Here is a 25,313-nt window from a genome sequence, read left to right on the forward strand (position 1 = left end):
CCCCCGGCTCCCGCGCACGGCCCTCCGGCACTCCTGCCGGTGGGCCGCGCGGGCACAAGCGCGCGGCCCCAACGCGCTTTCCGGCTCCTCCGGGAGGGTCGTTTTTTTGCCGGGCCTCCTGCGCCGTGCGAGGGATCTGCGCACTCCATGCGCGACTCGCTGGCCTTGCACCTCGCACTGTTCCGCCGCCAGAGGGCGCAGATTGCCCGCGTGGTGGACGGCCACACCGACGCCTTTCGTGCCTACGAGGCCCGCTACCGGCGGCGTACCGCCGGCTACCGGCGCATCGTGACGCTGCCCGCGGTGCACCAGCAGGTGCAGGCCGCGGACGTCGTGTACGTGGGCGACTACCACACGCTCCCGCTCGCGCAGCAGACGTACCTCGCCCTGGTGGAGCGCGCGCTCGCGTCGGGCCGCCGCGTCGTCCTCGCGCTCGAGTGCGTGGAGGGCCGTCACCAGTCCGCGCTGGACGCGTGGCTCGCGGGCCGGCTGCCGGAGCGCGCGCTGCTGGAGCGGCTGGGCGTCGCGGCCAGCGCCTCGGGCTTCAGTGCCGGGACGGGCGTTCGCGCCCTGCTCTCCTTCGCGCGGCGGCAGCGGCTGGAGGTGGTGGGCATCGACCGGCGCGCCCAGGGTGAGCGCTCGCTGGCGCTGCGGGACGCCTACGCGGCCGAGCGCATCGCCCGCGCGGCGCGCGCGGAGGACCGGCCGCTGGTCATGGTGCTGGTGGGCCAGTACCACGTGGCGCCCTGCCACCTGCCCGCGCAGGTGGAGCGCGCGCTCGGCGCGGACGCGCGGCGGGGGCTCGTGGTGTACCAGAACGCGGAAGGCGTCTGGTGGCGGCTGGCGCGCGAGGGACGCGTGGGCGCGGCGGAGGCGGTGGAGTTGGCGGACGGCGCGCTGTGCCTCCTCAACGCCTCCCCCGTCGTGTGCCAGCAGAGCTTCCTCGACTACCTGGAGGCGGAGGCCGGGGACGCGCCGCTGGTGGACGCGGACCGGAGCGCGGCGGAGCGGTTCCGGGAGATGTCGGCGCTGATTGGCCGCCTGGCCGGAGTGCCGGTGCTGCGCGCGCTGGACTCGGTGGAGGTGACGACGGCGGCGGACGGCGACGTGCTGGCGCGCATCCAGCAGCGCGGGCGCTTCACGCACTCGGAGCTGACACAGCTGAGGCGGCACATCCTCTCGCGGGAGAGCGGCTACATCCCCCGGGCGCGCACGGCGTACCTCGCGTCACTCTCGCTGAACCACGCGGCGGAGGAGGCGGCGCACTTCGTCCGGCACTGCGCGGTGGGCGACGCCATGGAGGCGCCGCGCCGCGCGTCCGAGGCGTTCTACGCGCGCTGCATGGAGGAGGCGCTCGGCTTCTTCGGCTCGAAGCTGGTGAACCCGCGCCGCACGTGCCCGGGGCTGGCCGAGTGGGCGAAGCGCTTCGGCGAGGGCCGGGGCGTGGAGCGGCAGATTGCCGCCTTCGTGCTGGCGCACAAGGCCGCGGAGACCGAGGGCCCCGAGGAGGCCGTGAAGCTGCTGCCCCTTCGCAAGGACCGGCTCTTCCACGGCGTCAGCCACGCCCTGGGCTACCTGCTGGGCGACAGGCTCTACCAGGCCTTCGACGAGGGCAGCGTGGCGAAGGCGGAAGTGCAGGCGCTCTTCCGCGATCCATTCGAGGACCCGCGGGGCGCGTACTTCACGTGGACGGAGCGCCTGGGCGCCCCGAGCAGGATGTCCGCCGTCACGCAGGGCTGAGCGGCGGGCACCGTCGTCGCCGGCCCGAGCTGCCGGGCTCCGGGGCACGACGTCCTACTGGGCGTCCTTCGGCTTGACGGCGCCCTTCACCTTCGTGCGGAACTCGCGCATCCGCTCCTTGAACTTCATGCGCTGATCCTCGGAGAGCTGACCGCCCGCCGCCTCGCGCTGGGCCTTCATCTCCTCGCGGAGCTGGCGCCCCTCGGTCTTGAAGAGGTCGGCCTGGGCCTGGGTGATGCGCCCCTCGGCCACCGCGCGGTCGAGGCGGTGCTCCAGGCGGAACATCCTCCCCCCGTGCTTGCCGCGCTTGTGATGCTTGCCCTCGTGGTGGCCCTGCTCCGGCGTGGGCGCGGGGGCCGGCGTGGGAGTGGCCTCGGCGGCCAGCATCGGGGTGGCGAACAGCAGCGACGCAACGACAGCGGACCGCAGGGCGGACGTCAGACGCATGGTGGACTTCTCCTCGGCTCATGGCGACGCGACCTGGTGTCGCGTCGTCTTCTGCCTGAGAGAACCCCGCGCGCGCCAAAAGGTTAAATCCGCCCGCATCCGGGGGTGGAAACCCCTCTGACGCGGGCAGGGTGCCGGCCTCGCGAGCCAGCCCCCTGCCCCAAGTCCTACCGCGCCATGGGCTTCACGGCGCGCGTGGCGATGAAGCCGGAGAGGTACTCGGACAGCTTGTCCCCGGGAACGTGCTTGTCCTCGAAGAAGCCGGTGATGGCGAAGCCCGCGTCCGTCTGCCCGCCGAGCTGATCCTCCAGCGAGTGCGCGTAGCACAGGGGCTCGTCCCCGTAGCGCGCGCGCTCCTCGTCCGTGAGGCTGGTGAAGTCCGAGTACGGCATCTTGTACTTGAGCTGCATCACTCCCTGCTGCTCCAGCTTCGGATCGAACAGGAAGATGACGGGGTTGCTGAAGCCCGCCAGCAGCGCGCCGCCCGGACGCAGCACGCGGTACGCCTCGCGCCACACGGGGCGGATGGTGTCCACGAAGCAGTTGGAGCACGGGTGGAAGACGAGGTCGAAGCTGCCGTCGGGGAAGGCGGACAGGTCGCGCATGTCGCCCTCCACCAGCCGCAGCTCCAGGCCGTCACGCTCGGCCACCTTGCGGTCCTGCCCGAGCTGGGCGGGCGAGTTGTCCAGCACCGTCACCCGCGCCCCCGCCGCGGCGAAGACTGGCGCCTGCTGCCCGCCCGCGCCCGCCAGGCACAGCACGTCCTTGCCCGCCAGGTCGCCGAACCACTCGCGCGGCACCGGCTTGTTGGGGGTGAGCACCACGCTCCACTCCCCGCGTCGCGCTGCGGCGATGACCTCCGGGCCCACCGGCAGCGTCCACCGGTCTCCCTTCGCCACCTGCCGGTCCCACGCCTCGCGGTTGTAACGTCGTACGTCGGCATCAAGTGTCATGAAGCACCCGTCCTTCCATCCCTCCCGCCACGGTGATGACCTCGCCCGTCACGTGGCCGGAGATGCGGTCCGAGGCGAGTGACACCACGACGCGTGCCACGTCCTCCGGCTGACCGACCTTCCGGAGCGGCATGGTGCGCGTCACGCGCTTCACGAAGCCCGGGTCGTCCAGCTTGTCGCGGTGCCGGTCCACCGCCGTCCAGCCTGGGCACACCACGTTGACGCGGCCCAGGGGGGCGATACGGCCCAGCTCGTTCTTCAGGCTCTTGACGAAGCCCCCCGCCAGCGCGCCCTTGGCCGCCGCGTAGTCCGAGTGCCCCGCCTCGCCGAACAGCCCCGCCGTGGAGCTGATGATGACGATGTTGCCCGTGCCCGTGGTGGCCACGTGCCGAAGGAAGGCACGGCAGCACAGGAACACGCTGTCCAGGTTCTCCGCCAGCGTGCGGCGCCAGCGCTCCAGGGACATCTGCCACACCGGGGCGTCGGGCGCGGGCCACACGCCCGCATTGCACACCAGCACGTCCAGCCGGCCCAGCGCCGACACGGCCGCGGGCACCAGCGCGTCCACGTCCGCCTCCACCGTCAGGTCCGCGCGCACCGCCGCGCCACCCACCTCGCGCGCCAGCGTCTCCGCCCCCTGCGCGTTGGAGTGGTAGTGCACCGCCACCTTCGCGCCCTCCTCGAAGAACGCGCGAGTCAGCGCCGTGCCGATGCCACCCGCGCCGCCCGTGACGAGGACGCCCCTGCCCTTCAGCTCCGTGTCCATCCGTGGCTTCCTTCCCGGGGCCAGCCGTCCTCGGAGACCGGGCACACTGGTGGCGTCCGGCGGCTCCGACAGCGGGGACCCCGTTTCCGAGAACACCTGCATGCCGCCGAGCCTCCAGCCGAGGCCCGGCGGCGTCCCACCCCTGGGTGCCGCCCTGGCCGCTCAGCTCAGGCGCAGCAGCTTCCGGGCCTGCTCCGGCGTGGCCGGCTCACGGCCGTTGGCCCGCGCGCGCTTCGCGGCCTCGGCGACCAGCTCCCAGTTGCCCTTCGCGAGCACGCCCTTGGACACGTAGATGTTGTCCTCCAGGCCCACGCGCGCGTTGCCGCCCCGCTTCGCCGCCTCGTCCACGTAGGGCAGCTGGTGCCGGCCCACGCCCGCGACCGTCCAGGTGGAGCCCTCCGGCAGCGCGGCAATCATGAAGTCCAGCACCTCGGGCCGGGGCTGCAGCGTGCCCGGCACCCCGAGCACGAAGTCGAAGTGCGCCGGCAGGTCCACCAGCCCCTCCTTCGCGAGGTAGCGGGCCTCGTCAATCATGCCCACGTCGAAGCACTCCAGCTCCGGCCGAAGGCCGATGCCGCGGATGCGCTTCGCGATGTCCCGGACGAGCGGGCGGGGATTCCAGAAGACCTCCTCGCCGAAGTTCACCGTGCCCGTGGTGAGCGTGGCCATGTCCGGCCGGTCCGAGCCCGTGAGCGTCAGCGGGCCACAGCGCTCGTCCACGCTCATGCCCACCGCGCCGCCGGTGGACGTCTGGATGAGCACGTCCGTGCGCTTGCGGATGGCGCGGATGGCGGCGCGGAACAGCTCCGCGTCCTGGGAGGGCTTGCCGTCCGCCGTGCGCACGTGCAGGTGCACCATCGCCGCGCCGGCCTCACGGCAGCGCACCGCGTCCTCGGCGATCTCCTCGGCGGAGATCGGCAGGTGCGGCGTCTGCTCGCGCGTCGTCTCGGCGCCGACCATCGCCGCGGTGATGACCATGGGCGTGCTCATTTTTGACCTCGCTGCTTGTCCTTCGGAACCACGCAGGTCCCCGAAGCACGGCACACCACCACCGGCTCCTGCAACAGGTCCGCCGCCGAATCGTTCACGTCCGGGCGCGGGCGGATGACCTTGCGCGCCTCGAAGCGCATCTTCCGCGACGTGTTGCCCGCGCTGACAATCTCCCCTTCCGCCTCGATGAAGTCCCCGGCGTACACGGGCGCGAGGAACTCCACCGAGTCGTAGGCGCGGAACAGCCCCTCGTCCCCGTCGCTGCGGATGCACAGCTCCGTGGCCACGTCGCCGAAGAGGCCCAGCATGCGCGCGCCGTCCACGAGGTTGCCGCCGTAGTGCGCGTCATGGCTGCTCATGCGCAGGCGGATGACGGCCTTCGTTCCGGTGCTCACGTGGGCTCTCCCTGGTAGTGCATGCCCTGCGGCTCCTTGCCTTCCTTCTTCAGGAGCGCATGGACGATGTAGTTGGCCACGTCCGACGGCTTGGTGCCCGGACCGAAGCCCGCGTCGAAGCCCAGCTCCAGCGCCAGCTTGTGGTCCACGCGCGGCCCGCCCAGCAGCAGCTGGACCTTGCCGTGGATGCCCGCAGCCTTGGCCGCGTCGATGAACTGGCGCGAGTTGTCCTTGTGCACGTCGCGCTGGGTGACGACCTGGCTCACGAGAATCGCGTCGGCGTTCTTCGCCAACGCCTTCTTGATGAGGTCCTCGTTGGGCACCTGGCTGCCCAGGTTGTACGCCTCGAAGCCCGGGTAGCGCTCCAGGCCGTAGTCGCCCGCGTAGCCCTTCATGTTCAGGATGGCGTCGATGCCCACCGTGTGCGTGTCCGTGCCGGTGCACGCGCCGAACACGACGATGCGCCGGCCCACCTTCTCCTTGATGAAGGCGTTGAGGTCGTCGAAGGACATCTTCTTGACGATGACCTCGGGCACGTCGATTTCGGCGTAGTCCAGGTACATGCCCGAGCGGGCGTAGACGACGAAGAACGTGTAGTTGTCCGCGGCGCGCTCGGCGGCGGCGACCTTCACGTCGGAGAACCCCATCTTCTTCGTGAAGACGGCGGCGGCTTCCTTGGCCTTCTCCGACAGCGGCACCGGCAGTGTGAACGAAATCTGCACCACGCCGTCGTCGCGCCGGTCGCCGTAGGGACGGATGATCTGCTTGCTCGGCTTCACCATCGGCTCATCTCCCCCCGCCCCGCTGCAGCTTCACGCTGGTGCCCACCTTCTCGGCCAGAGGAGCGAAGCGCTCCTTCTTGCCCTGCTCGAGGTGGAAGACGATGGACCAGGTGGTCTTCCCGTCGCACCCCACGTACGTCACCGTGTCCACCACGCCGCCGTTGGGCGCATTGTCCGAGTCCAGCCGCTTCGCCGCCGGCTGCCCGCCCACCTTGATGCGCGCCCAGTTGGCGCCGCCGATGGAGGCGACAATCTTGTCCACGCACGTCTGGGCCTTCATGCCCGCCGTCTGCACCGAGCCCACGTCCACCAGGAAGTAGGCGTCGCCGCTGGGCGCGGTGAACCTGGCGGTCCCATCCTCCGCCGAGCGGGACCAGGCCGCCGGCACCTGGAGGGACACGTTCTTCACCTGGAACTGCGCCAGCGCATCGGCCGAGCCACCAGCGGCCACCACCACGGCGAGAATCGTACCGAGCATCACGCTGCCTCCAGGAGTTCCAGGAACGGGTTGAAGTAATCCGGCGCCTTCTCCAGCACACCATCCAGGCCCTTGCCGCCAGTCTCTTCGCGCTTCACGTCGCCGAAGTGACCCTTGCCAATGGCCGCCACCATGCCCTCGTCGCGGCACTCCTGGAGGAGCTTCATCGCCTGGCCGAACACCTCGCGGGCCCGGTTGGCGATCTTCCCGTCCTCGCGGACGGTGAACTCCTCGTCGATGCCGCGCGCCGCGCGGTGGATGTACGACGCGGACTTGAGCGCCACGTAGCGGTCCGCCAGCAGCGGCGTGTGCATGGCCTCGGTCATCATGCCCAGCAGTTGGATGCCCTGCCGCGTCCAGATGGCCACCAGGTCCGCCATCACGTCGTACGCGTGGCTGAAGAAGATGTCCGTCTCCTTGTGCTTGGTGGGCGGCATGTACTTCAGCGGCGCGTCCGGGAAGCAGCGGCGCACCAGCATGGCCTGCGACAGCTCCAGCAGCAGCGTGTCGTCACGGTACGGGTCGATTTCGTACGAGTGGCCGATGCCCAATTGCCAGTCCTTGAGGCCCGCGCGCTTGGCGAAGCACTCGTTGATGAACTGGCTGGCGATGACGGTGTGGGCCGCGTCGTACGCGTCCGCCGTGGTGATGTAGTTGTCCTCGCCGGTGTTGATGATGATGCCGGCCATGGCGCAGATGCGGCGGCTGAAGTACTGGTCGATGAAGGTGCGCCGCATGTTGATGTCACGGAAGAGGATTCCGTACATCGCGTCGTTGAGCAGCATGTCCAGCTTCTCGTAGGCCGCGCAGAAGGCGATCTCCGACATGCACAGGCCGGACGAGTAGTTGGTGAGCTGGATGTAGCGCTTGAGCTTGCGGCTCTCCTCGTCCAGGGCCTCGCGCATGATGCGGAAGTTCTCCTGGGTGGCGTACGTGCCGCCGTAGCCCTCGGTGGTGGCGCCGTGGGGCACGTAGTCCAGCAGGGACTGGGCCGTGGACCGGATGACGGCGATGACGTCCGCGCCGGCCTGGGCGGCGGCCCGGGCCTGGTCCACGTCGTCATAGATGTTACCCGTGGCGACAATCACGTACTTGTGGGGTGCGGGGGACATGGGGAACTCCTTCCGGAGCGCCTCCCGCTGGGCGATGCGGGCCTTCATGTCCTCCATGGCCGCGCGGGCCTCGGCGCGGACCTCTTCCCTCAGGTTCTGCTCCTGCTCGGGGGGCAGCGCCCCCAGCTTGTCCGTGGGCAGCGCCGTCAGGCGCTCCACGGCCTCCAGCGGGCTCTTGGCGCCCAGGTGCAGCGCGCGGCCGTACCAGTAGGCGGCGCCCTTGTTGAGCACCCCGGAGGCCTTGAGCTTGTCGACCATCAGGTTGGCGAGCGGGACGCCACGCGCCCCGGCTCCGGAGATGCCGAAGAAGCGCAACACGGTGCGCTCGGTGGATACAGTGGTGTTGCGGCGGATGAGGTCGAAGATCGGGTTGACGATCTCCTCCGCCAGCTTGCGCGCGTGAGCAATCTGCGCGTCTTCAATGAACGGGCCTGGCATGCGCGCACCTTACCCGCCAAAACGCCAGTCGGAAGCGGTGAAGCGTACCCACCTGGCGTTGGCGCACCGCATTATCGGTTCCCCGCACTTCACACCGACCCAACGGTGCGGAATGTCACCGCCTGGCCGGTGAATACACCGGCATTTCGGTGATGCGGGCTGATAGGACTTCATAAGCCATTGATAACACTCAGCCCAGGACTGCGGCACGGGCCGTGCTTTGGAGCGCGGCGTCTCACCCCCGAAAGACGAGGAAGACCCCCGTGCAATTCCGCTCCTTGCTTCTGTCCGCACTGCTCCTTGGCGGTCCGGCCCTGGCCGAGACTCCGCCCCCTCTCACCACCGACACTGGCTCCCCGGTGGGGACCAACCAGAGCTCCAAGACGGCCGGCCCCCGAGGTGGCGTGCTGCTGGAGGACTTCCACCTCATCGAGAAGCTGGCGCGGTTCGACCGTGAGCGCATCCCCGAGCGCGTCGTCCACGCGCGTGGCACCGGCGCCCACGGCACCTTCGAGAGCTACGACAACTTCTCCAGCCTCACCCGCGCGTCCATCTTCTCCGCCAAGGGCAAGAAGACGCCGATGTTCGTGCGCTTCTCCACGGTCATCCACCCGTCCGGCTCGCCGGAGACGCTGCGGGACCCGCGCGGCTTCGCGCTGAAGTTCTACACGGACGAGGGCAACTGGGACCTGGTCGGCAACAACCTGCCCATCTTCTTCATCCGGGACGCCATCAAGTTCCCGGACATGGTGCACTCGCTCAAGCCGTCGCCGATCACGAACAAGCAGGACCCGAACCGCTTCTTCGACTTCTTCTCGCACCAGCCCGAGTCGACGCACATGCTCACGCAGGTCTACTCGGACCTGGGCATCCCCGCGAACCACCGGCAGATGAACGGGCACGGCGTGCACTCGTTCAAGTTCGTCAACGCGAAGGGCGAGTACAAGTACGTCAAGTTCAACTGGGCCTCGCAGCAGGGCGTGAAGGGCCTCAACACCCCTGACGAGGTCGCCCGCACCGTCGCGGCGGACTTCCAGCACGCCACCACGGACCTGTACGCCTCCATCGGCGCGGGCAAGCTCCCGTCGTGGGAGCTGTCGGTGCAGGTGCTGGACCCGAAGGAGCTGGACAAGTTCAGCTTCGACCCGCTCGACGCGACGAAGGTGTGGCCCGAGGACAAGGCGCCGTCCGTCAAGCTGGGCAGGTTCACCCTGAACAAGATGCCGGACAACTTCTTCGAGGAGACCGAGCAGGTCGCGTTCTCCCCCGGCGTGGTGCCCCCGGGCATCGAGCCCTCCGAGGACCGGCTGCTGCAGGGCCGCCTGTTCTCCTACGCGGACACGCAGCGCTACCGCATCGGCGCCAACTACCAGTCGCTGCCCGTCAACCGCGCCAAGGCCCCGGTGAACAGCAACAGCCAGGCCGGCTCCATGAACATCGCCAACACGAAGTCGGACGTGAACTACGAGCCGAGCGTCACCCGTGAGACGCAGGACGTCCCGGCCTACCTGCTGTCGAGCGCCCCGCTGAGCGGCACCACGCAGCAGCGGGCCATCGAGAAGACGGACAACTTCTCCCAGGCGGGCGCCTTCTATGTCGCGCTCGACGCCGGGGCGAAGGAGCGACTGGTGAAGAACATCGCCGCGGACCTGGGCCAGGTGCGTGACGCCCGCGTGAAGGCCCGCATCGTGGGGCACTTCTACATGGCCAACGCCGACTACGGCACGCGCCTGGCGAAGCTGGTGGGCGTGAAGGTGGACGACGCCAAGGCGGCCGTGGCTCCGCTGGCGACGCGCTGAAGCACCCCGTCGTACCGGGCCCCGGCGCTGTCGCTGGCCGGGGCCCGCTGTTTCCCGCCTCTCCGTCCGAGAGAGGGCCGGGGTGGGAAGTGGGCGGAAACCCGGAGGACTCATGGTTCGCAAGCTGCTGCTCGGAACGTTCGGTCTGCTGATGCTGGTCGGCGCGCTGCTCACCGCCGCGTGGCTGTCGCTTCGCGCAGCGCCCGCGCCCGCGGGCCGACTGCTCGCGACGAGCGAGGCCGAGCGCTACCTGCTCGCCGCTGCTCGCGCGGGCGACGTGGAGGTCGTGACTGGTCTCATCAAGGCCGGCACCCCCGTGGAGGCCCGTGACGCGCGGGGCTTCTCGCCCCTCATCCTTGCCGCGTACCACGGCCACACCGACGCAGTGCGCGCGCTGCTCGCTGCTGGCGCGGATGCCTGCGCGGGTGACAACCGGGGCAACACCGCGCTGATGGGTGCGGCCTTCAAGGGCTACGCGGACATCGTCGGGCTGCTCAACCAGCAGCCCTGCGCCGTGGACCAGGCCAATGGCCTCGGTCAGACGGCGCTGATGTTCGCCTCCCTCTTCGGCCGCACGGAGGTGGTGGAGCAACTGCGCAAGCAGGGCGCCTCGCCCGAGGTTCGCGATGCGAGTGGCCGCTCCGCCCAGGACTGGGCGGCCACGCAGGCACCGGCCGCGCCCGTGGCTCCCGTGGCTCCCGTGACTCCGGAGCCCTCCGCGTCGGCGCGGTGAAGCGTCCCGCTCCCACCCGTGAGGCCCGTATTGGACGCTCCGGGTGGCGAAGTGCTGAAGCCCTCCGCGTCGGCGCGGTGAGCCCCTGGGGTCAGACGTACCGGGTGGCGAAGAGCTGGAGCAGCTCCGGCTCGGTGCGCAGCAGGTCGAGCGTCAGCGCGGCGTGGCCGGGCACGTAGCCATTGCCCACCACCATGGTGACGTCCTTGCCCACGCCCTCAGCGCCCAGCGCCGCGGCGGTGAAGCTCGTCGCCATGGAGAAGAAGATGGCCGTGCCCCCGTCCTTCACGGACAGGATGGTGGCCATCTCCGTGTTGCCCACGCTGGCGCAGTTGACCACCAGGTCGCAGAGCTGGCCGTCCGTCGCCCGGCTCACCGCCTCCATCACGTCCACGCCCTGCGTGGCATCCACCTTCAGCGCCGCGTCGCACAGGCCGATGGAGGACAGCAGGTCCAGCGCCCCCTGCGACACGTCCAGGGCGATGAGCTTCCCGCGGCTCTCCAGGTTGCGCCGCGCCTGCGCCAGGCACAGCGCCCCGCTCTTGCCCGCGCCCAGCACCGCCACCGTCATCCCCGGCCGCACATGGCGGGCCACCAGCGCTGGAGCTCCACACACGTCCAGCGCCGCCAGCGCCAGCGTGTCCGGCATGTCCGATGGGAGCTTCGCGAAGATGCCGCTGGCGAACAGCAGCGCATGGCCACGGATGTCCACGCGGTCGATGTCCGCGTGCACGGCCTTCACCTCTTCAATCACCAGCGGCGTCAGCGTGAGGCTCACCAGCGTGGCGATGCGGTCCCCCACCTTGAGCAGCTCGCGCGCGGGGTGCTTGGGGCCCAGCTCCTTCACTCGGCCAATCAGCATGCCGCCCGAGCCCGTCACGGGGTTCTGCATCTTCCCGCGCTCGCGGACGATTTCCTGGATGCGCTCGCCGATGCGCTTCGAGTCCCCACCCACCTCGCCCTTGATCTGCTTGAAGGACGCGGCGTCGATGTTGAGGCTCTCCACGTCGATGAGCAGCTCCGCCTCGCGGCATGGCAGCGAAGCGTCCAACTTCCGCGCCCGCTGCGGCAGCACGCCACTCTCTCCGACGACGCGGGACAGCCCGTAGAGGTCGATGCCCATGTTCCGTCTCCCTGAAGGTCCGAGCGCCGCGAGGCGCGCACGCTGCTGCGTCTACCCGCTCCCACCGGGGGATGGCCAGCGCCACGTCACCCCACCCCGCTCCGTCCCCTCCTGAACAGGTCATCCAGCCACACCGCGTGGCCCGGCAGCCACGGGGAAAGCCCCTCCCCTCCCGCCAAGGCCGCGACCTTCCGAAGGAATGTTCGTTCCGCGGAGGCTGGCCCGAGGGGTGCAAAGGACAGGGGCATGGTCACCCACCCTCCTCACCGCGCCGGGGTCTTCGCCACCAGCGCCCTCGTCCTGACGCTGCTCGCGCTCCCCACCAGGGCCTCCGCCCAGGAGGTCTTCACCCCGCGCGAGGACATTCCCGACGCCCACCTGCGCGGCGTCACCCATGTCGTCTGTGTCACCTTCCCCGAGGGCGCCGTGCCCGAGGTGCCCGTGTACGAGCGCAGGGCCCTCGGCTTCGAGCCGGCTGGCTCCGTCCCGCGCGCGAGGACCGTCCCGGTGAGCCGCTGGGTCGACCCCGGAGGCTCACAGGAGGACTGCTTCCCCGCCTTCGAGCACGAGCGCCTCAACCACCACGGCGTCTCCGTGCGCTACGCCCACGTCATGCTCGACGTCCGGAGCGGGCGGAAGGCCTGGCTCGGCGAGGGCGGCGCGGACAGCCCCACCGCGACGTGGATCACCATCGAAAGCCTGCGCACGCTGGAGGCCTTCGAGGACAGGGGCATCGAGTTCCGCAGACTGCTCCGCGAGGACTCGCTGCTGATTGTCCGGGAGGAGCCCCGCCACGACGCGAGCCCGGTGGAGCTCAACTTCCACGACGGCGACTTCAGCCTGGGGCGCCGCATCGGCGACTACGCGGAGGTGCTGGACTTCAACTCCTACACGGAGAAGTACTACCGCAGGGGCTGGGTGCGGCTGGTGGACGCGCGGGGCACGCTGCTCCTCTGGCCCGCCAACTACCCGTCGCACGGGTGCTGAGCCCGTGCGACGCGCTTCCGCGAGAGCGCCCTACTCGCGAGCCAGCTTCGGCACCAGCACCGCCAGCGAGCGCTCGAAGCGGTAGGACACGCCGGAGTGCCCGTCCTCGAACTCCTCGTGCACCAGCTCGAGGTTGGCGGCCTTGAGGTCGTCCGCGAGCATGCGCGTGCCCCAGCGGATGTTGAACTCGTCGCGGGTGCCGCAGTCGAGGAACACCGTCTTCAGCTTGCGGAACGAGTCCAGGAACTTGGGCACGAAGCGCACCGGGTCGTGCACCAGCCAGCGGTTCCACACGTCCAGCTTGATGCGGCCCGTCTGCGCGTCGAAGGGCAGCTCCAGGTTCAGCGGCTCGCCCTTCTTCGGCGAGTACGCCGCCGCCATCGCCAGCGTGTTCACCACCGGGAAGTCGTCGCCGCGCATCTTCGTCTCGCGCACGCGCTTGCGGAACTCCGCGTGCCACGCGTCCACGCCGCCCGACTTCAGCAGCGAGGTCGCCGCCTTGGGCAGGTCCGGCAGGTAGCAGTACTCGAAATACGAGTCCGCCGCGTGCGCGCCCAGGTGGGAGAACACCTCCGGGTGGTAGCGGCCCATCACCAGCGCGCCGTAGCCGCCGGAGCTGTGGCCCACCACCGCGCGCGAGGCCGCCTTGGGCAGCGTGCGGTACGTGCGGTCCACGAAGCCCACCACGTCCTTGGCCAGGTAGTCGCGGTAGCGGCCGATGGCGTCGCTGTTCACCCACTGGCTGCCGCCGAGCGACGTCCACCCGTCGGGGAAGACGCCGATGGCGGGCGGCAGCGCGCCGGACTCGATGAGCGCGTCCATCCGCTCGGGGACGGTGGGGCCGAAGCCCGCGGCGTTGGTCCACGTGCCGCCGCTGTTGCCGAAGGCGTGCAGGAAGTAGACGACCGGGTAGCGTCGGTCTCCCTCGCCATAGCCGGGCGGCAGGTACACGGTGAGCCGGCGCCGGGCCGGGTCGCCCAGCGGGTTCGCCTCCAGCGCGGGCGATTGCAGCTCGCGCGTATCCAGCTGTCCCTTCATAAGAGTCTCCCCCTCCGAGGGCCCGCCGCTAGGCGCGCGAGCCGGGTTGCTTGCCGAGGACCTTCATCACCGCCTGCAGGTCCTCCCACGCCTTGCGCTTCTCCGCCGGGCTGCGCAGGAGGTACGCCGGGTGGAAGGTGGGCATGAGCTGGATGCCCTCGTACGTGCGCCAGTTGCCGCGCAGGCGGGTGATGGCCGTGCTGTCCCGCAGCAGCGTCTGCGCCGCGAACTTGCCCAGCGCCACCACCACCTTCGGCTGGATGGCCGCCAGCTGCGCGCGCAGGAACGGCTCGCACGAGGCAATCTCCTCCGGCTCCGGGTTGCGGTTGCCGGGCGGCCGGCACTTCACGACGTTGCAGATGTAGACGTCGTCGCGACGGAAGCCCATGGCCTCAATCATCTTCGTCAGCAGCTCACCCGCCGCGCCGACGAAGGGGACGCCTTGCAGGTCCTCGTTCTCCCCCGGGCCCTCGCCCACGAAGACGAGCTCCGCGCGCGGGTTGCCCGAGCCGAAGACGATGTTCTTGCGCGTGCTGCACAGCTTGCAGCGCTGGCAGTCGCCCAGCTCGCGGCGAATCTCATCCAGCGTGGGCCGGTCTCCGGTCCCCATTCCCGGCAGCCGACCCGGGGCGTGAGGCGCCTGCTGCGGCACGTCCGCGAGCAGGCCCGCCCCACCCACGGGCGGAGTGCGCGAAGCCGGGCCCCGCGCGGACAGGGGCGAGCCGGTGGGCGCGGTGGCCGCCGGGCGCATCGGAGCATCGCCGGGGCTGCTGGACGTGGAAGGGCCAGGCCGAGCCATGGGCCCGGTGACCGCCGGGCGCATCGGAGCATCGCCGGGGCTGCTGGACGTAGAGGGTCCAGGGCGAGCCATGGGCCGGGCGTCCGGGACAGCGCTCGGGGGCCGGGCAGGGACAGCGGCAGGGCGGCCCGCCGCGGTGCCGGAGTCCGGAGCCCCGTTGCCCCGGGCCAGGATGGAGCGGAGCGAAGGCGCGGAGCGCTGGAGCTCGGATGCCGCCTTCGCGTCAATCATCAGCACACGGCCGCCGGCCTCCTCCTGCCACAGCAGATGGCGGCGCACCTCGTCCAGCACGGAGCTCAGTTCCTGCGAGGAGTCGAGGGAGTCGTCGTTCACGTTGACTGGATCGGTAGCGGAGGAAGGGGGCGGGCGCAAGGAAGCGGCCGGCGGAGGCGTCAGTACGCTTACCGCAGGGGCGAGCCCGGCGTCACTCCCGGAGTCGTCCGCTCCTCTGGCGGAGGCCCGCAACCCCCTGTCCCGGAAGCGCTGCTCACAGTGTGGGCAGAACGCTCGTGTGGCGAGGGCTCCAAGCCCGGCACCCTACCGCCGGGGCACGAGCAACAGCTCGAGGATGGCGCGCGCCACCTCGTGCTTCGTGCCCTGCAGCTCCCGCTGCATGCCCGCGCGCGTCAGCACCGTCACGCGGTTGGTGTCCGTGCCGAAGCCCGCGCCAGGGGCCGTCACGTCGTTGGCGACGATGGCGTCCAGCCCCTTGCGCTCCAGTTTCTCCCGCGCATGCTCCAGCACCCGCTCCGTCTCCGCAGCGAAGCCCACCAGCAGGGGCCGCTTCGCGATCGCGGAGACCTTGCGCGACGCCTCCGCCAGCACGTCCGGCGTGCGCACCAGCCGCAGGGACTCCAGCGAGGAGGCCGGGCCCTTCTTCACCTTCTGCTCCGCGCGAGTCTCCGGCCGCCAGTCACTCACCGCCGCGGTGGCGATGAAGGCGTCCACCGTCTCCACCCGCGACAGCACCTCGCGCGCCATGTCGTCCGCGCTCACCGCGTCCACCACCGTCAGCCCGCCCCGGTCCACCGGGCCCACCGGGCCGAGCACCACCGTGACCTCGGCTCCCAGCCCCCGCGCCGCATGCGCGAGCGCCAGCCCCATCTTCCCCGTGGACGGATTGGAGATGAACCGCACCGGGTCCAGGAACTCTCGTGTGGGGCCCGCCGTCAGCAGCACCTTCTTGCCAGCCAGCGGCCCCGCTCCGAAGCGCGCCGCCACCGCCGCGACGATGTTGGGCACGTCCGCGAGCCGCCCCTCGCCCACGTCACCGCAGGCCAGCAGCCCCGCGCCCGGCCCCACCTGCGTGAAGCGGGGGTGCGCCAGCAGCGCCGCCACGTTCTCCTGCGTCATCGCGTTGTCCCACATCGCCACGTTCATCGCCGGGGCCAGCACCACCGGGCCCCGGAAGGCCAGCAGTGACGTCGTCACCGCGTCGTTCGCCATGCCCACCCGCAGCCGCGCCAGCAGGTCCGCCGTGGCGGGGGCCACCACGAAGGCCTCCGCCCACCGCGCCAGGTCCAGGTGACCGAAGTTCCCCTCCTGTGCCGGGTCGAAGTAGTCCGTGAGCACCGGGTGGCCGCTGAGCGCCTGGAAGGTGAGCGGGGTGACGAACTGCCGCGCGGCCTCCGTCATGGCCACCCGCACCTCGGCCCCGGCGCGCCCCAGCTCACGCACCAGCTCGCACGCCTTGTATGCCGCGATGCCGCCGCCCACACCGACGACCACCCGCCGGCCCTTCAGTGCCGTTACGTCCATGCGGCTTCCTAATGCGCACGCCCGCTGGCTCGCAACCCAGGCCGCACGGTGGTGCCACCGCGTCAACGGCCCAGCGCCACCTCGCCACGTGTGGGCACGTCCACCGCGCGCACCTCCGGCCCACCCGGCGTCTCCACGTGGAAGTGGCTCCACACGAGAGTGTAGCGCCCCGGCGGCAGCCCGCTGAACACCACCTGCTCACCGCGCGGCTGGTACACGAGCTGCGCCCAGCGCGAGCGCATCAGCGCCGTGGCCGGAGGGTTGCCCACGCTGCCCACCTCGCCCGCCACCAGCCACAGCGCCTTGCCTCGCTCGGGCTTGAGCTGCACGGTGAGGGACGCGGTGCCCGGCGCGGGCCCCAGGTCCAGGTGCATCTCCGCGCCGTCCACCTGGACCACGAGCGCCAGCTCTCCGGAGAACTCGCGGTTGGGGCCCAGCATGAAGCGGTAGTTGCCCGGCGACACCTCCACGCTGTAGCCGCCGTCCGGCCCGGTGACGATGGTGAGCGGCTCGCTGCGGTCGCCATTCACCGCCTCCACCTCGATGCCGGCCGCGGGACGCCCGTCCGCCGAGTACACCCTGCCGCTCAGCCGCGTCGCCTGCCGGAGCGTCAGCTCCACCGGGCCGCGTGAGCCACGCTCCATGGACTGCGTCCCGCTCAGTCGGCCCTTGCGCGCGGACACGGTGAAGCGCGGCACGTAGGGCGGGCTGGCCAGCGTGAAGCCGCCGTCCGGGCCCGACATCACGGACTCGTCGCACACGTCACACGTCACCACCGCGTCCGCCACCGGCGCGCCCGCCGTGTCGCGCACCAGGCCGGAGACGCTGGGCAGCTTCTGCAGCACCAGGTCGCCCAGGTCCGGAGCCGCCGGCCGGTCCACCATCGTCGGCTCGTAGCCCGGCGCATCCACCGCGGCGATGATGCGCTCGCCCGCGGTGGCCAGCGGCAGCTCGAAGCGGCCGTCCGGGCTGTTCACCTCGTGCTCGTCCACGCGGAAGCGCCGCACCGGCGCACCGTCGTCGCCCACGACGCGGCCCCGGAAGACGTCGCGGCGCTTGAGCACCACCCGCACCGGAGGGCCACCCGCCTTGCCCTCCGCGCGCTCCACCTGGTCATAGCCCGTGTGCTTCGCCTCCAGACGGTAGCCCCGGTCCGGCCGCAACGAGCGGAACTCGAAGTGGCCGCGCGCGTCGCTCTGCACCGGCTCGGCGCCGCGAGGCACCACCACCAGCGTGGCCCCGGCCACCGGAGCCCCCTGCCCGTCCACCACCTCGCCCGTCAGCGGCGCCCCGGGCTTCAGCTCCGCTTCCAGCTTCAGCGTCTGCCCGTCCTCCAGCGTCACCTGCTTGCGGTCCGAGGGCAGGTAGTCCGGGTGCGAGGCCATCATCCAGTACGTCCCCGCCGGCATGCCCCGCATGGGCACCACGCCGTCCGAGCCCGACGCACGGTCGCTCCGGAAGATGCCCTCCTGCTCCACCCACAGCACCACGTCCGCGCCCTCCACCCGGCGGCCCGCGGACGACACCGTCACCTCCAGCGCCGCGCGAGGCTCCAGCGCCAGCTGCACTCCGCTGGCCGGCGCCGTCACCTTCACCTGCCCGCCACCCCACTCCGAGTGGTGCGCGTGCAGTTCGTAGAGGCCGGCCGTGGGCACCTGCGCCACGAAGCGGCCATCCGCGTCCGCCAGCACCGTCTCGCCGGTGGGCTGCACCAGCACGGAGACGCGCGGCGCGGGCCGGCCATACTCGTCCATCACCTGGCCGCTGATGAGCGTGGCGCGCTCCATCTCCAGCTCCAGCGTCGTCTCGCCCTGCACCACCTTCGCCGGCAGCTGCGCGTCGCGGAAGCCCTCCGCGTGGCCCTCCAGCACGTAGTCACCCGCGGCCAGCGGCCCCAGCTCCGCCATCGCCCCGGTGGCGACGCGCTCGCGGCGGATGAGGTCGCCCCGGGTGGTGCGCAGCAGCAGCTCCGGCTGGGGCACCGGCTCACCCTGCTCGTCCACCACGGTGACGAGCAGCTTGCCGGCGACCTCCAGCTCCAGCGTCACCTGGGTGACGCGCGCTTCCAGCGTCAGCGTGCGCGGCGCGGCGCCCAGCCCGGGGGCCTCGGCCGTCACCACCACCTCGTCGGGGAACAGGCCGGTGAAGCGCAGCGGCTCGCCCTCGGTGCGCAGCTCGCGCGACAGGTGGTCCGCGCGCAGGCGCACCGTGGCCGCGGCGGGCTCGCCGTTCCGCGTGACGCGCACCTCCAGCGTGCGCGCGGGCGTCAGCTTCAGGCGCACCGGCTGCGGGCCCGCCTCCACCTGCGGCTCCACCGCGGGCAGGTAGCCCTCGGCCGTGGCCAGCACGTAGAAGGGCCCCTCTCCGAGTCCCTCCAGCGAGAAGACGCCGTCCGCGCCCGCCGTCGCCTCGAAAGGCAGCGGCACGCGGCGCGACACCGCGTGGACGCGCGCGCCCCGCACCGGCTGGCCCGCGTCGTCCACCACCTGCCCGCCGATGCTCCGCAGCGGCGGGAGGAACAGCTCCACCGGGTCTCCGGGCGCGGCCCGCTCGCGCAGCGCCACGCCCAGCCCCGGCGCCTTCGCCCAGACGGAGAAGGAGACTCCCGCCAGGTGCTCGAAGCGGAAGCGTCCCTGCGCGTCCGTCGTCGTCGTGGCGCGGGGGGTGAGAAAGCCGTGTTGGTGCTCGAAGAAGGTGAGCGTTTGCAGCGACGTCTCGCGTGCCTGGCAGGACAGCAGCGCCTGCTGGCACTCGTCGCAGCGGACGTCCGCGAGCGTCTTCTCCGCGCTGGCCGCCAGCGACACCTCTGCACCCGACACCGGACGTCCCGAGGCGTCCAGCACACGGCCCGTCAGGGCGAGCCCTTCATCGGCTCCGGAGGACACCTCCACCGCGGAGAACGCGGGGAGCGCCGTCGCCTTCGGCGTCTCGGACGTGGCGCCAGAAGTCCGGGAGCTGGAGTCCGGGCCCGACGCATACCAGGCAGCAGCCGCCACCAGCAGAGCCGCCGTCAACCCTATGAGGATCCAGTTGCGCATGCGCACGCCGCGAGGACCATAACGCGCGGTCGGGCCCGGAACGGGCAATTCCCGATGGAAATTCCGGACGCGTCCTTTCTCGGACGCTCCCCGGGCCGTCAGTCCCGCGCGTTAGTGCTTGTCCTCGAGCGCGCCCAGCCGCTGCTGCACGGACTCCAGGGTCGACTTCATGGAGTCCATGGCCACGCGCATGCACGCCAGCTGGGCGATGGCGGAGCCCAGGCTGGACGAGAGGAACCTCACGTCCGTCTGGGCTCCCCGCAGCTCCTTCCGCAGCTCCGCCACCTCGCCCAGGAACTGCACCACCACATCCCCACCCGCCGCCCTCGCCATACGCCCTCCAGGAATGGAACGCCGCGAGGGTACGCGGGCCGTCTGACTACTCCTCGGCGAAGGGCTGGATGGCCTGGGCGACGGCCAGCTCCTGGCGGGCCTCGCTCAGCTCCGAGTTGGTGGCGCGGAGCCTGTCGCTCAGCACCTGCACGAAGCTCCAGAGCATCTTCACCGCGAGGATGGACTCGCGCTTCATCAGCCCCATCAGGTCCGGACGGGAGATGACCATGGTGCGCGTGGGCTCCGTGGCCCGCACCGTCGCCGAGCGCGGCGCGTTGTCGATGAGCCCCATCTCTCCGAAGTGGCCACCGGCGCGCAGCTCGGCGATCTCCACCCCGTTCTTCTCAATCGCCACCCGGCCGCGGATGACGACGAAGAGCTCCTCGCCCGGCTGCCCCTCCACGACGATTTCCCGGCCCGCCGGGTACGTGCGCGTCGTGGCGATGGACAGCACCGCCGTCTGCTCCTTGTAGGTGAGGTGACGGAAGAGCGGAATCTTGCGCAGCGCCTCCATGCGCGACTGCGCTTCGCTCGTCTCCTCGCTGACGGTGGCGCCCTCGCCGGCCACCTTCACCACCACGGCGGTGATGTTGTCCTTGCCGCCGCGCTCGTTGGCGATGTCGATGAAGCGCTTGGGCAGGTCCGCCGGCGCCATGCTGGACACCAGCGGGAGGATCTCCTCGTCCTCGACGTAGCCGTGCAGGCCGTCCGAGCAGAGGATGAACACGTCGTTGGGCACCAGGTCCACGATGAGCGTGTCGACCTGGACGGACTCCTGGATGCCCACCGCGCGCGTAATCACGTTGCGGTACTGCGACGCGGCGGCCTGCTCCTTCGTAATCGTGCCGGCCTTGAGCTGCGCGGCCACCAGCGTGTGGTCCTCGGTCAGCCGGTGACACTGGCCGTGGCGCACCAGGTAGACGCGGCTGTCACCGACATGGCCGATGACGCCCTTGTTGCCGCCCACCGCGAGGCACACGAAGGTGGTGCCCATGCCGCGCTTGGACGCGTCCGTCATCGCCGTGCGGTAGATGTCCGCGCAGGCGCGCTGCACGGCCACCTCCACCAGCGCCGCCGCCGCCGAGCGGCTGTCCGCCGTGGGGTTGTTCCCCAGGTCCTTCAGCAGGTGCCGGTTGGCGGTGATGTGCTGCTTGACGACCTCGGTGGCCCGGGCGCTGGCGACCTCTCCGGCCGCGTGGCCGCCCATGCCGTCGGCGACGACGTAGAGACCGAGCGGTGAATCCACCAGCATCGCGTCTTCGTTGTGCTGCCGCTTGCGGCCGACGTCGGTCAGTCCGAAGGCTTCTGTGTTCAAGGCCACCGCGAACACTCCCGTGTGTGACAGAGGGCGACTCCGCACGTTACGCAGGCCGCCGAAGACGTGGCAAGGCTCAGGGAGCCATCCTCACGGTCAGCATCCGGAGAAAACCGCTGGCCGTGTAGAAGGCCACCTCTACCTGGCCGAAGCGCAGGCGGGCACCATCCTCCACCGGCCTGGCCCGCCGGGGGGTAAGCCGCGCCCCTCCCAGCCAGGAGCCGTTCTTGGAGCCGGCGTCCGTCAGGAGGAACCCCTCCTGACCCTCCTCGCGGGCAAACCACGCGTGAAACCGGGACACACTCCCGTCGTCCAGAATCACGTCGTTGTTGCCCGTGCGCCCCACCGTGATTCCCCGGCCGAAGGCATTCGTCCGGGACTTCAGCACCGGGAACACCACCGACTCGCTCGCACCCAGCGTGGGAGCGCCCGCGTTCGTCACCGTCTTCAGCCGGTACTCCTCCTCGCCCTCGGCCCCGCGCGCGACGGCGGGCGGAGCGAAGACGAGCAGCGCGGGCGGCAACTGGCGCTCGAACTCGCCGCGATTGCGCAGGTACCGCGAGACATGGGCGCTGAGCGGCTCGGACATACCAAGGGTGCGGGTAGAAGATGTCAGCGAGTGCACTCTACGCGGAGTCTAGCGCCAATCCACGAATAACCCGACCATCGGGCCACCGACGAAGTAGCGGCCGAGGCTGCGGCGCTTGAGGCCGAAGGGCTCGGAGTAGCCCACCGCGAGGCCCACCGCCGTCGCGCCGAGCTGGTAGCCCAGGTGGATGCGGCCCTCGACGATGCCGGCCGAGCGGTGGTCCGCGGGGAGGCCCCCATCGAAGTGGGCGCCATAGAAGACGGGGCCGCCCGTCACCTGGAAGCCCCAGTGCACGTCGTTCGGCAGGTGGTTGCGGTAGCCGATGCCCACCTGCGCGGAGTGCTCATAGAAGGAGCCGAGGGAGGTGTGCGGCATGTCCGGGCGGGGGTCTGGAAAGCCGACGGCCCACCCCAGGCCTCCCTCCAGCAGCAGCGCGAAGGCGTCCTTGCGCTCCTGGTAGAAGGTGAACTGCCACTGCACCTTCACCCGGGGCGTGACGGCCCCCTCACGAATGGTCGTCCCCAGGAAGAGGCCTCGGGGAAGCCAGGCCGGCGTGGGTGAGACGTGCTCGGTCGGGCGCTCGGGTTGGGCATGGGCGACAGAGGTGAGACCAAGCGAAAAAACCAGCAAAACGGGGAGCTTGCGGTTCATGGACCTCCTTCCCGCCATGGTGCGGGGCGCTTGTCAACGAAGTGTTCCCTTGGCTATGACACGTCCGTTACTCGCGGATGGGTGAAGGGCCGGGTCCTTCCTGGAACCCCCCGCCGCGGGACACAAGGAGCGGGACACCGCATGCCAGTCGTGACAGTCCGGGCGGGTAGCAAGCAACGCCCGGCGCAGTTCGACGCCCTGGTTCGCAAGGCCACGGAGAAAGCCTCCGACCTGCTGGAGCAGAGTGATCGGGTGCTCGTCGTCTATGAGAAGGGCAGCGCCAGCATCTATTACGAGGGTGACGGGGTGGCTCCCGCCCAGGTCCCCCCGGTCCGGGCCTCCTGAACGAGAGACCCGCTGTACCGCTGAATCGAAGGACCCCTGCCGCACGGGGCGTACGGAACCGCGAGCCCTCCGCGCGCGTCCTGGAGGGCAGCCGCCGTCCCTGCCCCTTCCGATAAGGAACCCCGTGCGCCTCTTCCTCCTCGCTTCTCTGCTCGTCCTCGCCGCCTGTTCCAGTGCGGCGCCGTCCGTCCAGTCCCGGTCTGAAGCGCTGTCCGTGACGGGGGGCGCCCCGGGGGCGCTCGAGGCAAACCGGTCCATCGTCCGCACCGCCTCGCTGGAGCTGGAGCGCAAGGACCCGGAGCAGGGCCCGAAGCAGGCCGTGTCGCTTGCAAAGGAGCACGGAGGGTACGCCTGGCGGGTGACGTCCGAGTCCGCCACGGTGCGGGTGCCCGCGGAGCGCCTGGACGGGTTCCTCGGGGCCGTGTCCGGGCTGGGCAAGGTGGCGAAGCAGACGGTGACGGCCGACGACGTGACGGAGGCGCACCAGGACCTGAAGGTCCGGCTGGCCAACGTGGAGCGCGTCCGCGAGCGCTACCTGGAGCTGCTCCAGCGGGCCGTCAGCGTGGAGGACACCCTCCGGGTGGAGAAGGAGCTGGAGCGCGTCACCGCGGAGTACGAGTCCCTCAAGGCCCGGGTGCAGTCCCTGGAGGACCACGTGGCGCTGGCCACGGTGAGCCTGGAGTTCCAGCGCCCCGTGCGCCCCGGCCCCGTGGGCTGGGTGTTCTACGGCCTGGGCAAGGCCGTGAAGTGGCTGTTCATCTGGGACTAGGCGTCGTCCCTTCCTTGACCTCCTTGCGGATGCGGCGCACCTCCGCCTCTGGCGGCTCCAGCGGGAGGGTCGCCGCCACACCCCGGGCGTTGGCGAGCTGGTGGAACCAGCTATAGCCGGACTCGCCCCGGGGCTCGTGGCACGTCAGGTGGGACCAGTCATAGGCGGAGTCAGCCAGCGCCTCGTCCAGGGGGATGAAGCCCGCGCCCAGCTCCCGGTAGAGCGTCAGCAGCCGGTCCAGCATCCGCGCCGTGAAAACGCCGTTGTGCAGCAGGAGCACCTGGGGGATGTCGCGCCCGAAGAGGGCGTGGGAGGTGACACGCGCGGCCTCGAGCGCCCGCCGTGCCGCGTCCAGAAACGTCTCCTCCAGGATGGGCAGCCGCTCCAGGGCACCCGCCGCGTGGCACTCGGTGTAGGTGCAGTTCCAGAGCCAGTCGCCGAAGTTCAGGGTGACACGAGCCACCTTCAGGCCTCGCGCCGCGATGGCCTCGCGCACGAGCGCGCGCTTGTCAGGGGTGTCTCCCTCCGCCAGGTAGGGGTAGCGGAAGAAGTGTGCCCCTGGCGCGCCGGGGAAGCGCTCGTGGAGGTAGGAGGAGGCGGCGTCCACGTCGGCCAGGAACTCGTCGGCGGTGCGGCGGTTGAGGTTGAGGTGCCGGGCCCCGTGGTTGCCCAGCTCGAAGCCCGCGCCCACCCAGGCGCGGAACAGCGCCTCGGCCTGCTCGCCCGGGTGGTCCACCTCGACGGAGGTGTTGGCGAACCCACAGGCGTGGGTGATGCCCTGGGAGCGCAGCGCATCGATGATGGCCTGGGTGATGCCAAGCCGGGACCTCCCCGGCGGCCGCGTCTCGTGGACGGGCAGGTCGTCGAACGTGAGCGCCATCTGGCTCATGGTGTCGTGCTCCGGGGCGGGACGCCGGCCGCGGCCCAGAAGGGCGGCGCCCAGAGGCCTGAAATGGCGCAGTGGCTGAGAATCTCCCGCGCCGAGCGGGAGCCATGACGCACGTTGAGCAGCGAGCCATCCTGTCCGTGAGAGAACCCCCGGGCCACGAGCACCTCGCCCAGGGGCGCCTCGGGGGCGTGGAGGCCGTTGAGGACGAAGCGGATGCCCTTGAACTGGCGTCGCCGCAGCTCCAGCTCCAGCGCCCGGACCAGCGCGTCCAGGTCGGCGCCGGGCAGCGTCAGCAGCTCGTCCACCCGCGCCATTCCCTCCCACGCGGCGCGCACGATGGCGACGGCTTCGATGCCGCTGGCGCCCTGGAGCACGCCGGTGGTGAAGCGCACGAAGGGGTTCTCCAGCACCATCCACCGCAGCAGCGCCGGCGTGTGGCTGAGGAAGCAGGTGTCGGGATGCGCGGCGTAGACGCGCTCCAGGAACCCCAGCGCGTCCGGGCCCAGGCCCTCCACGAAGTGCAGGTGGGGCGGCGCGGCCGGCGGCGTGTCTCCCGCGTCGAGCCGCTTGCGGTAGTCGACGCCGCAGGCAAGCGTGGCGGGACTGGCCAGGGACGTCTTGCCCCAGAGCAGGGGCCACTCGGAGGACGGGTACACGTCCCTCAGCCCGGCCGAACCCAGCATCACCTGGACTCCGGTCTTCTGGAGGTCCGGCCGGCAGAGGGCCCGCTCGAGCATGAGGCTGTCGAGCTCCGCGGCGCCGCGGCGCAGCCGGTGGGGCACGCACCCCTGCGTCGCCACGATGCGCCCCGTGGCGTCGACGGCGCAGTAGAGGCCTCCGCCCGGGATGGGGTTGTGGAGGTACTCGTACTCGAGGACCTTCGCGGTGAGCCGCTGGTTGCCCGCGAACTCCTCGTGGAAGCGCGCGACGTCGGGCGCCGTCTCGCGCGTCATGCGCACCACGCGGCCCCCCGGCAGGTGCTTGAGGGACAGCGGAATCTCCACCGCGCGCTCACCGCTCATGGCCTGCCGCTCCCATTCGTCCTC

General features: G+C 71.0%; 25 protein-coding genes. 6 read left to right on the forward strand and 19 right to left on the reverse strand.

The window, feature by feature from the left end; genetic code table 11:
• The first annotated feature begins 147 nt into the window (after window positions 1-147).
• Window positions 148-1,740, forward strand: a complete 1,593-nt coding sequence (locus G4D85_RS36545; RefSeq protein ID WP_164018732.1) for a ChaN family lipoprotein — start codon at window positions 148-150, stop codon at window positions 1,738-1,740.
• 54 nt (window positions 1,741-1,794) lie between these two features.
• On the opposite strand, the gene G4D85_RS36550 is transcribed toward G4D85_RS36545, so the two are convergent.
• The 8 genes from G4D85_RS36550 to kamD all read right to left on the reverse strand — a co-directional run bounded on the left by G4D85_RS36550 (window position 1,795) and on the right by kamD (window position 8,101).
• Window positions 1,795-2,187: a hypothetical protein gene (locus tag G4D85_RS36550; RefSeq protein WP_164018733.1), complete on the reverse strand. Its 393-nt coding sequence runs from the start codon at window positions 2,185-2,187 to the stop codon at window positions 1,795-1,797.
• A gap of 167 nt (window positions 2,188-2,354) precedes the next feature.
• The gene (locus G4D85_RS36555) at window positions 2,355-3,140 is read right to left on the reverse strand and encodes a class I SAM-dependent methyltransferase (RefSeq protein WP_164018734.1); all 786 of its coding nucleotides are present in this window, start codon (window positions 3,138-3,140) and stop codon (window positions 2,355-2,357) included.
• A complete protein-coding gene (locus G4D85_RS36560; protein ID WP_164018735.1) occupies window positions 3,130-3,906 on the reverse strand; it encodes an SDR family NAD(P)-dependent oxidoreductase in 777 nt (258 codons plus the stop codon). The genes G4D85_RS36555 and G4D85_RS36560 overlap by 11 nt, the downstream gene beginning before the upstream one ends.
• Window positions 3,907-4,068: 162 nt before the next feature.
• Entirely contained in the window at window positions 4,069-4,896 is an 828-nt protein-coding gene (gene kce / locus G4D85_RS36565; RefSeq protein ID WP_164018736.1) for a 3-keto-5-aminohexanoate cleavage enzyme, read from the reverse strand.
• Window positions 4,893-5,291 (reverse strand): 3-aminobutyryl-CoA ammonia lyase, encoded by a 399-nt coding sequence (gene kal, locus G4D85_RS36570; RefSeq protein ID WP_205525860.1) that lies wholly within the window; start codon window positions 5,289-5,291, stop codon window positions 4,893-4,895. Before kal ends, kce begins: the two co-directional genes overlap by 4 nt.
• Window positions 5,288-6,073: a lysine 5,6-aminomutase subunit beta gene (gene kamE, locus G4D85_RS36575; RefSeq protein WP_164018737.1), complete on the reverse strand. Its 786-nt coding sequence runs from the start codon at window positions 6,071-6,073 to the stop codon at window positions 5,288-5,290. The genes kal and kamE overlap by 4 nt, the downstream gene beginning before the upstream one ends.
• Window positions 6,074-6,077: 4 nt before the next feature.
• Window positions 6,078-6,554, reverse strand: a complete 477-nt coding sequence (locus G4D85_RS36580) for a hypothetical protein (RefSeq protein WP_164018738.1) — start codon at window positions 6,552-6,554, stop codon at window positions 6,078-6,080.
• Complete coding sequence (gene kamD / locus G4D85_RS36585; protein WP_164018739.1) at window positions 6,551-8,101, reverse strand: lysine 5,6-aminomutase subunit alpha; 1,551 nt, start codon at window positions 8,099-8,101, stop codon at window positions 6,551-6,553. Before kamD ends, G4D85_RS36580 begins: the two co-directional genes overlap by 4 nt.
• Window positions 8,102-8,364: 263 nt before the next feature.
• Between kamD and G4D85_RS36590 the strand changes: the two genes are divergently transcribed.
• Together G4D85_RS36590 and G4D85_RS36595 are read left to right on the forward strand one after the other, a co-directional pair.
• Window positions 8,365-9,900 carry a catalase gene (locus tag G4D85_RS36590; RefSeq protein WP_164018740.1) on the forward strand — a complete coding sequence of 512 codons (1,536 nt, stop codon included), beginning with the start codon at window positions 8,365-8,367 and terminating at the stop codon, window positions 9,898-9,900.
• Window positions 9,901-10,012: 112 nt separating this feature from the next.
• Window positions 10,013-10,633 carry an ankyrin repeat domain-containing protein gene (locus tag G4D85_RS36595; protein ID WP_164018741.1) on the forward strand — a complete coding sequence of 207 codons (621 nt, stop codon included), beginning with the start codon at window positions 10,013-10,015 and terminating at the stop codon, window positions 10,631-10,633.
• 91 nt (window positions 10,634-10,724) lie between these two features.
• On the opposite strand, the gene kdd is transcribed toward G4D85_RS36595, so the two are convergent.
• Window positions 10,725-11,756, reverse strand: a complete 1,032-nt coding sequence (kdd, locus tag G4D85_RS36600; protein WP_164018742.1) for an L-erythro-3,5-diaminohexanoate dehydrogenase — start codon at window positions 11,754-11,756, stop codon at window positions 10,725-10,727.
• A 246-nt stretch (window positions 11,757-12,002) separates the two neighbouring features.
• Here kdd and G4D85_RS36605 point away from each other — a divergent pair, with 246 nt between their 5' ends.
• Window positions 12,003-12,743 carry a hypothetical protein gene (locus G4D85_RS36605; protein WP_164018743.1) on the forward strand — a complete coding sequence of 247 codons (741 nt, stop codon included), beginning with the start codon at window positions 12,003-12,005 and terminating at the stop codon, window positions 12,741-12,743.
• Window positions 12,744-12,773: 30 nt separating this feature from the next.
• Here G4D85_RS36605 and G4D85_RS36610 read toward each other — a convergent pair whose 3' ends face one another.
• The 8 genes from G4D85_RS36610 to G4D85_RS36645 form a co-directional block, all read right to left on the reverse strand.
• The gene (locus G4D85_RS36610) at window positions 12,774-13,781 is read right to left on the reverse strand and encodes an alpha/beta hydrolase (RefSeq protein ID WP_164018744.1); all 1,008 of its coding nucleotides are present in this window, start codon (window positions 13,779-13,781) and stop codon (window positions 12,774-12,776) included.
• A 28-nt stretch (window positions 13,782-13,809) separates the two neighbouring features.
• Window positions 13,810-14,913, reverse strand: coding sequence for a uracil-DNA glycosylase (locus tag G4D85_RS49905; RefSeq protein WP_240359716.1), 1,104 nt, complete (start codon window positions 14,911-14,913; stop codon window positions 13,810-13,812).
• 204 nt (window positions 14,914-15,117) lie between these two features.
• Window positions 15,118-16,338, reverse strand: coding sequence for a bifunctional phosphopantothenoylcysteine decarboxylase/phosphopantothenate--cysteine ligase CoaBC (coaBC, locus tag G4D85_RS36620; protein WP_164018745.1), 1,221 nt, complete (start codon window positions 16,336-16,338; stop codon window positions 15,118-15,120).
• A 62-nt stretch (window positions 16,339-16,400) separates the two neighbouring features.
• On the reverse strand, window positions 16,401-19,376 hold the full coding sequence (locus G4D85_RS36625) for a carboxypeptidase regulatory-like domain-containing protein (RefSeq protein ID WP_164018746.1): 2,976 nt from the start codon (window positions 19,374-19,376) through the stop codon (window positions 16,401-16,403).
• Window positions 19,377-19,487: 111 nt separating this feature from the next.
• A complete protein-coding gene (locus tag G4D85_RS36630; RefSeq protein ID WP_164018675.1) occupies window positions 19,488-19,709 on the reverse strand; it encodes a hypothetical protein in 222 nt (73 codons plus the stop codon).
• Window positions 19,710-19,755: 46 nt separating this feature from the next.
• Window positions 19,756-21,039, reverse strand: a complete 1,284-nt coding sequence (locus G4D85_RS36635) for a Stp1/IreP family PP2C-type Ser/Thr phosphatase (protein ID WP_164018839.1) — start codon at window positions 21,037-21,039, stop codon at window positions 19,756-19,758.
• A 61-nt stretch (window positions 21,040-21,100) separates the two neighbouring features.
• Complete coding sequence (locus tag G4D85_RS36640; protein ID WP_164018747.1) at window positions 21,101-21,613, reverse strand: FHA domain-containing protein; 513 nt, start codon at window positions 21,611-21,613, stop codon at window positions 21,101-21,103.
• 48 nt (window positions 21,614-21,661) lie between these two features.
• Window positions 21,662-22,264, reverse strand: a complete 603-nt coding sequence (locus G4D85_RS36645; protein ID WP_164018748.1) for a hypothetical protein — start codon at window positions 22,262-22,264, stop codon at window positions 21,662-21,664.
• A gap of 141 nt (window positions 22,265-22,405) precedes the next feature.
• Here G4D85_RS36645 and G4D85_RS36650 point away from each other — a divergent pair, with 141 nt between their 5' ends.
• A complete protein-coding gene (locus G4D85_RS36650; RefSeq protein ID WP_164018749.1) occupies window positions 22,406-22,609 on the forward strand; it encodes a hypothetical protein in 204 nt (67 codons plus the stop codon).
• Window positions 22,610-22,733: 124 nt separating this feature from the next.
• Entirely contained in the window at window positions 22,734-23,378 is a 645-nt protein-coding gene (locus tag G4D85_RS36655) for a DUF4349 domain-containing protein (protein WP_164018750.1), read from the forward strand.
• Here G4D85_RS36655 and G4D85_RS36660 read toward each other — a convergent pair.
• Both G4D85_RS36660 and G4D85_RS36665 read right to left on the reverse strand, forming a co-directional pair.
• Window positions 23,365-24,267, reverse strand: a complete 903-nt coding sequence (locus tag G4D85_RS36660; protein WP_164018751.1) for a polysaccharide deacetylase family protein — start codon at window positions 24,265-24,267, stop codon at window positions 23,365-23,367. The two genes, G4D85_RS36655 and G4D85_RS36660, sit on opposite strands and share 14 nt — an antisense overlap.
• On the reverse strand, window positions 24,264-25,289 hold the full coding sequence (locus tag G4D85_RS36665) for a hypothetical protein (RefSeq protein ID WP_164018752.1): 1,026 nt from the start codon (window positions 25,287-25,289) through the stop codon (window positions 24,264-24,266). Before G4D85_RS36665 ends, G4D85_RS36660 begins: the two co-directional genes overlap by 4 nt.
• Window positions 25,290-25,313: the final 24 nt, after the last annotated feature.

The organism is Pyxidicoccus trucidator (assembly GCF_010894435.1).
GTDB lineage: Bacteria > Myxococcota > Myxococcia > Myxococcales > Myxococcaceae > Myxococcus > Myxococcus trucidator.

Bases quoted from the DNA above. Each gene is read 5' to 3' on its own strand.
- kamD (WP_164018739.1), bottom strand. From the start codon at position 8,101: ATGCCAGGCCCGTTCATTGAAGACGCGCAGATTGCTCACGCGCGCAAG.
- G4D85_RS36605 (WP_164018743.1), top strand. From the start codon at position 12,003: ATGGTCACCCACCCTCCTCACCGCGCCGGGGTCTTCGCCACCAGCGCC.
- G4D85_RS36645 (WP_164018748.1), bottom strand. From the start codon at position 22,264: ATGAACCGCAAGCTCCCCGTTTTGCTGGTTTTTTCGCTTGGTCTCACC.
- G4D85_RS36555 (WP_164018734.1), bottom strand. From the start codon at position 3,140: ATGACACTTGATGCCGACGTACGACGTTACAACCGCGAGGCGTGGGAC.
- G4D85_RS36625 (WP_164018746.1), bottom strand. From the start codon at position 19,376: ATGCGCAACTGGATCCTCATAGGGTTGACGGCGGCTCTGCTGGTGGCG.
- kamE (WP_164018737.1), bottom strand. From the start codon at position 6,073: ATGGTGAAGCCGAGCAAGCAGATCATCCGTCCCTACGGCGACCGGCGC.
- G4D85_RS36660 (WP_164018751.1), bottom strand. From the start codon at position 24,267: ATGAGCCAGATGGCGCTCACGTTCGACGACCTGCCCGTCCACGAGACG.
- G4D85_RS36545 (WP_164018732.1), top strand. From the start codon at position 148: ATGCGCGACTCGCTGGCCTTGCACCTCGCACTGTTCCGCCGCCAGAGG.
- G4D85_RS36595 (WP_164018741.1), top strand. From the start codon at position 10,013: ATGGTTCGCAAGCTGCTGCTCGGAACGTTCGGTCTGCTGATGCTGGTC.
- G4D85_RS36630 (WP_164018675.1), bottom strand. From the start codon at position 19,709: ATGGCGAGGGCGGCGGGTGGGGATGTGGTGGTGCAGTTCCTGGGCGAG.
- G4D85_RS36610 (WP_164018744.1), bottom strand. From the start codon at position 13,781: ATGAAGGGACAGCTGGATACGCGCGAGCTGCAATCGCCCGCGCTGGAG.
- G4D85_RS36650 (WP_164018749.1), top strand. From the start codon at position 22,406: ATGCCAGTCGTGACAGTCCGGGCGGGTAGCAAGCAACGCCCGGCGCAG.
- G4D85_RS36560 (WP_164018735.1), bottom strand. From the start codon at position 3,906: ATGGACACGGAGCTGAAGGGCAGGGGCGTCCTCGTCACGGGCGGCGCG.
- kce (WP_164018736.1), bottom strand. From the start codon at position 4,896: ATGAGCACGCCCATGGTCATCACCGCGGCGATGGTCGGCGCCGAGACG.
- kdd (WP_164018742.1), bottom strand. From the start codon at position 11,756: ATGGGCATCGACCTCTACGGGCTGTCCCGCGTCGTCGGAGAGAGTGGC.
- G4D85_RS36550 (WP_164018733.1), bottom strand. From the start codon at position 2,187: ATGCGTCTGACGTCCGCCCTGCGGTCCGCTGTCGTTGCGTCGCTGCTG.
- G4D85_RS36665 (WP_164018752.1), bottom strand. From the start codon at position 25,289: ATGAGCGGTGAGCGCGCGGTGGAGATTCCGCTGTCCCTCAAGCACCTG.
- coaBC (WP_164018745.1), bottom strand. From the start codon at position 16,338: ATGGACGTAACGGCACTGAAGGGCCGGCGGGTGGTCGTCGGTGTGGGC.
- G4D85_RS36640 (WP_164018747.1), bottom strand. From the start codon at position 21,613: ATGTCCGAGCCGCTCAGCGCCCATGTCTCGCGGTACCTGCGCAATCGC.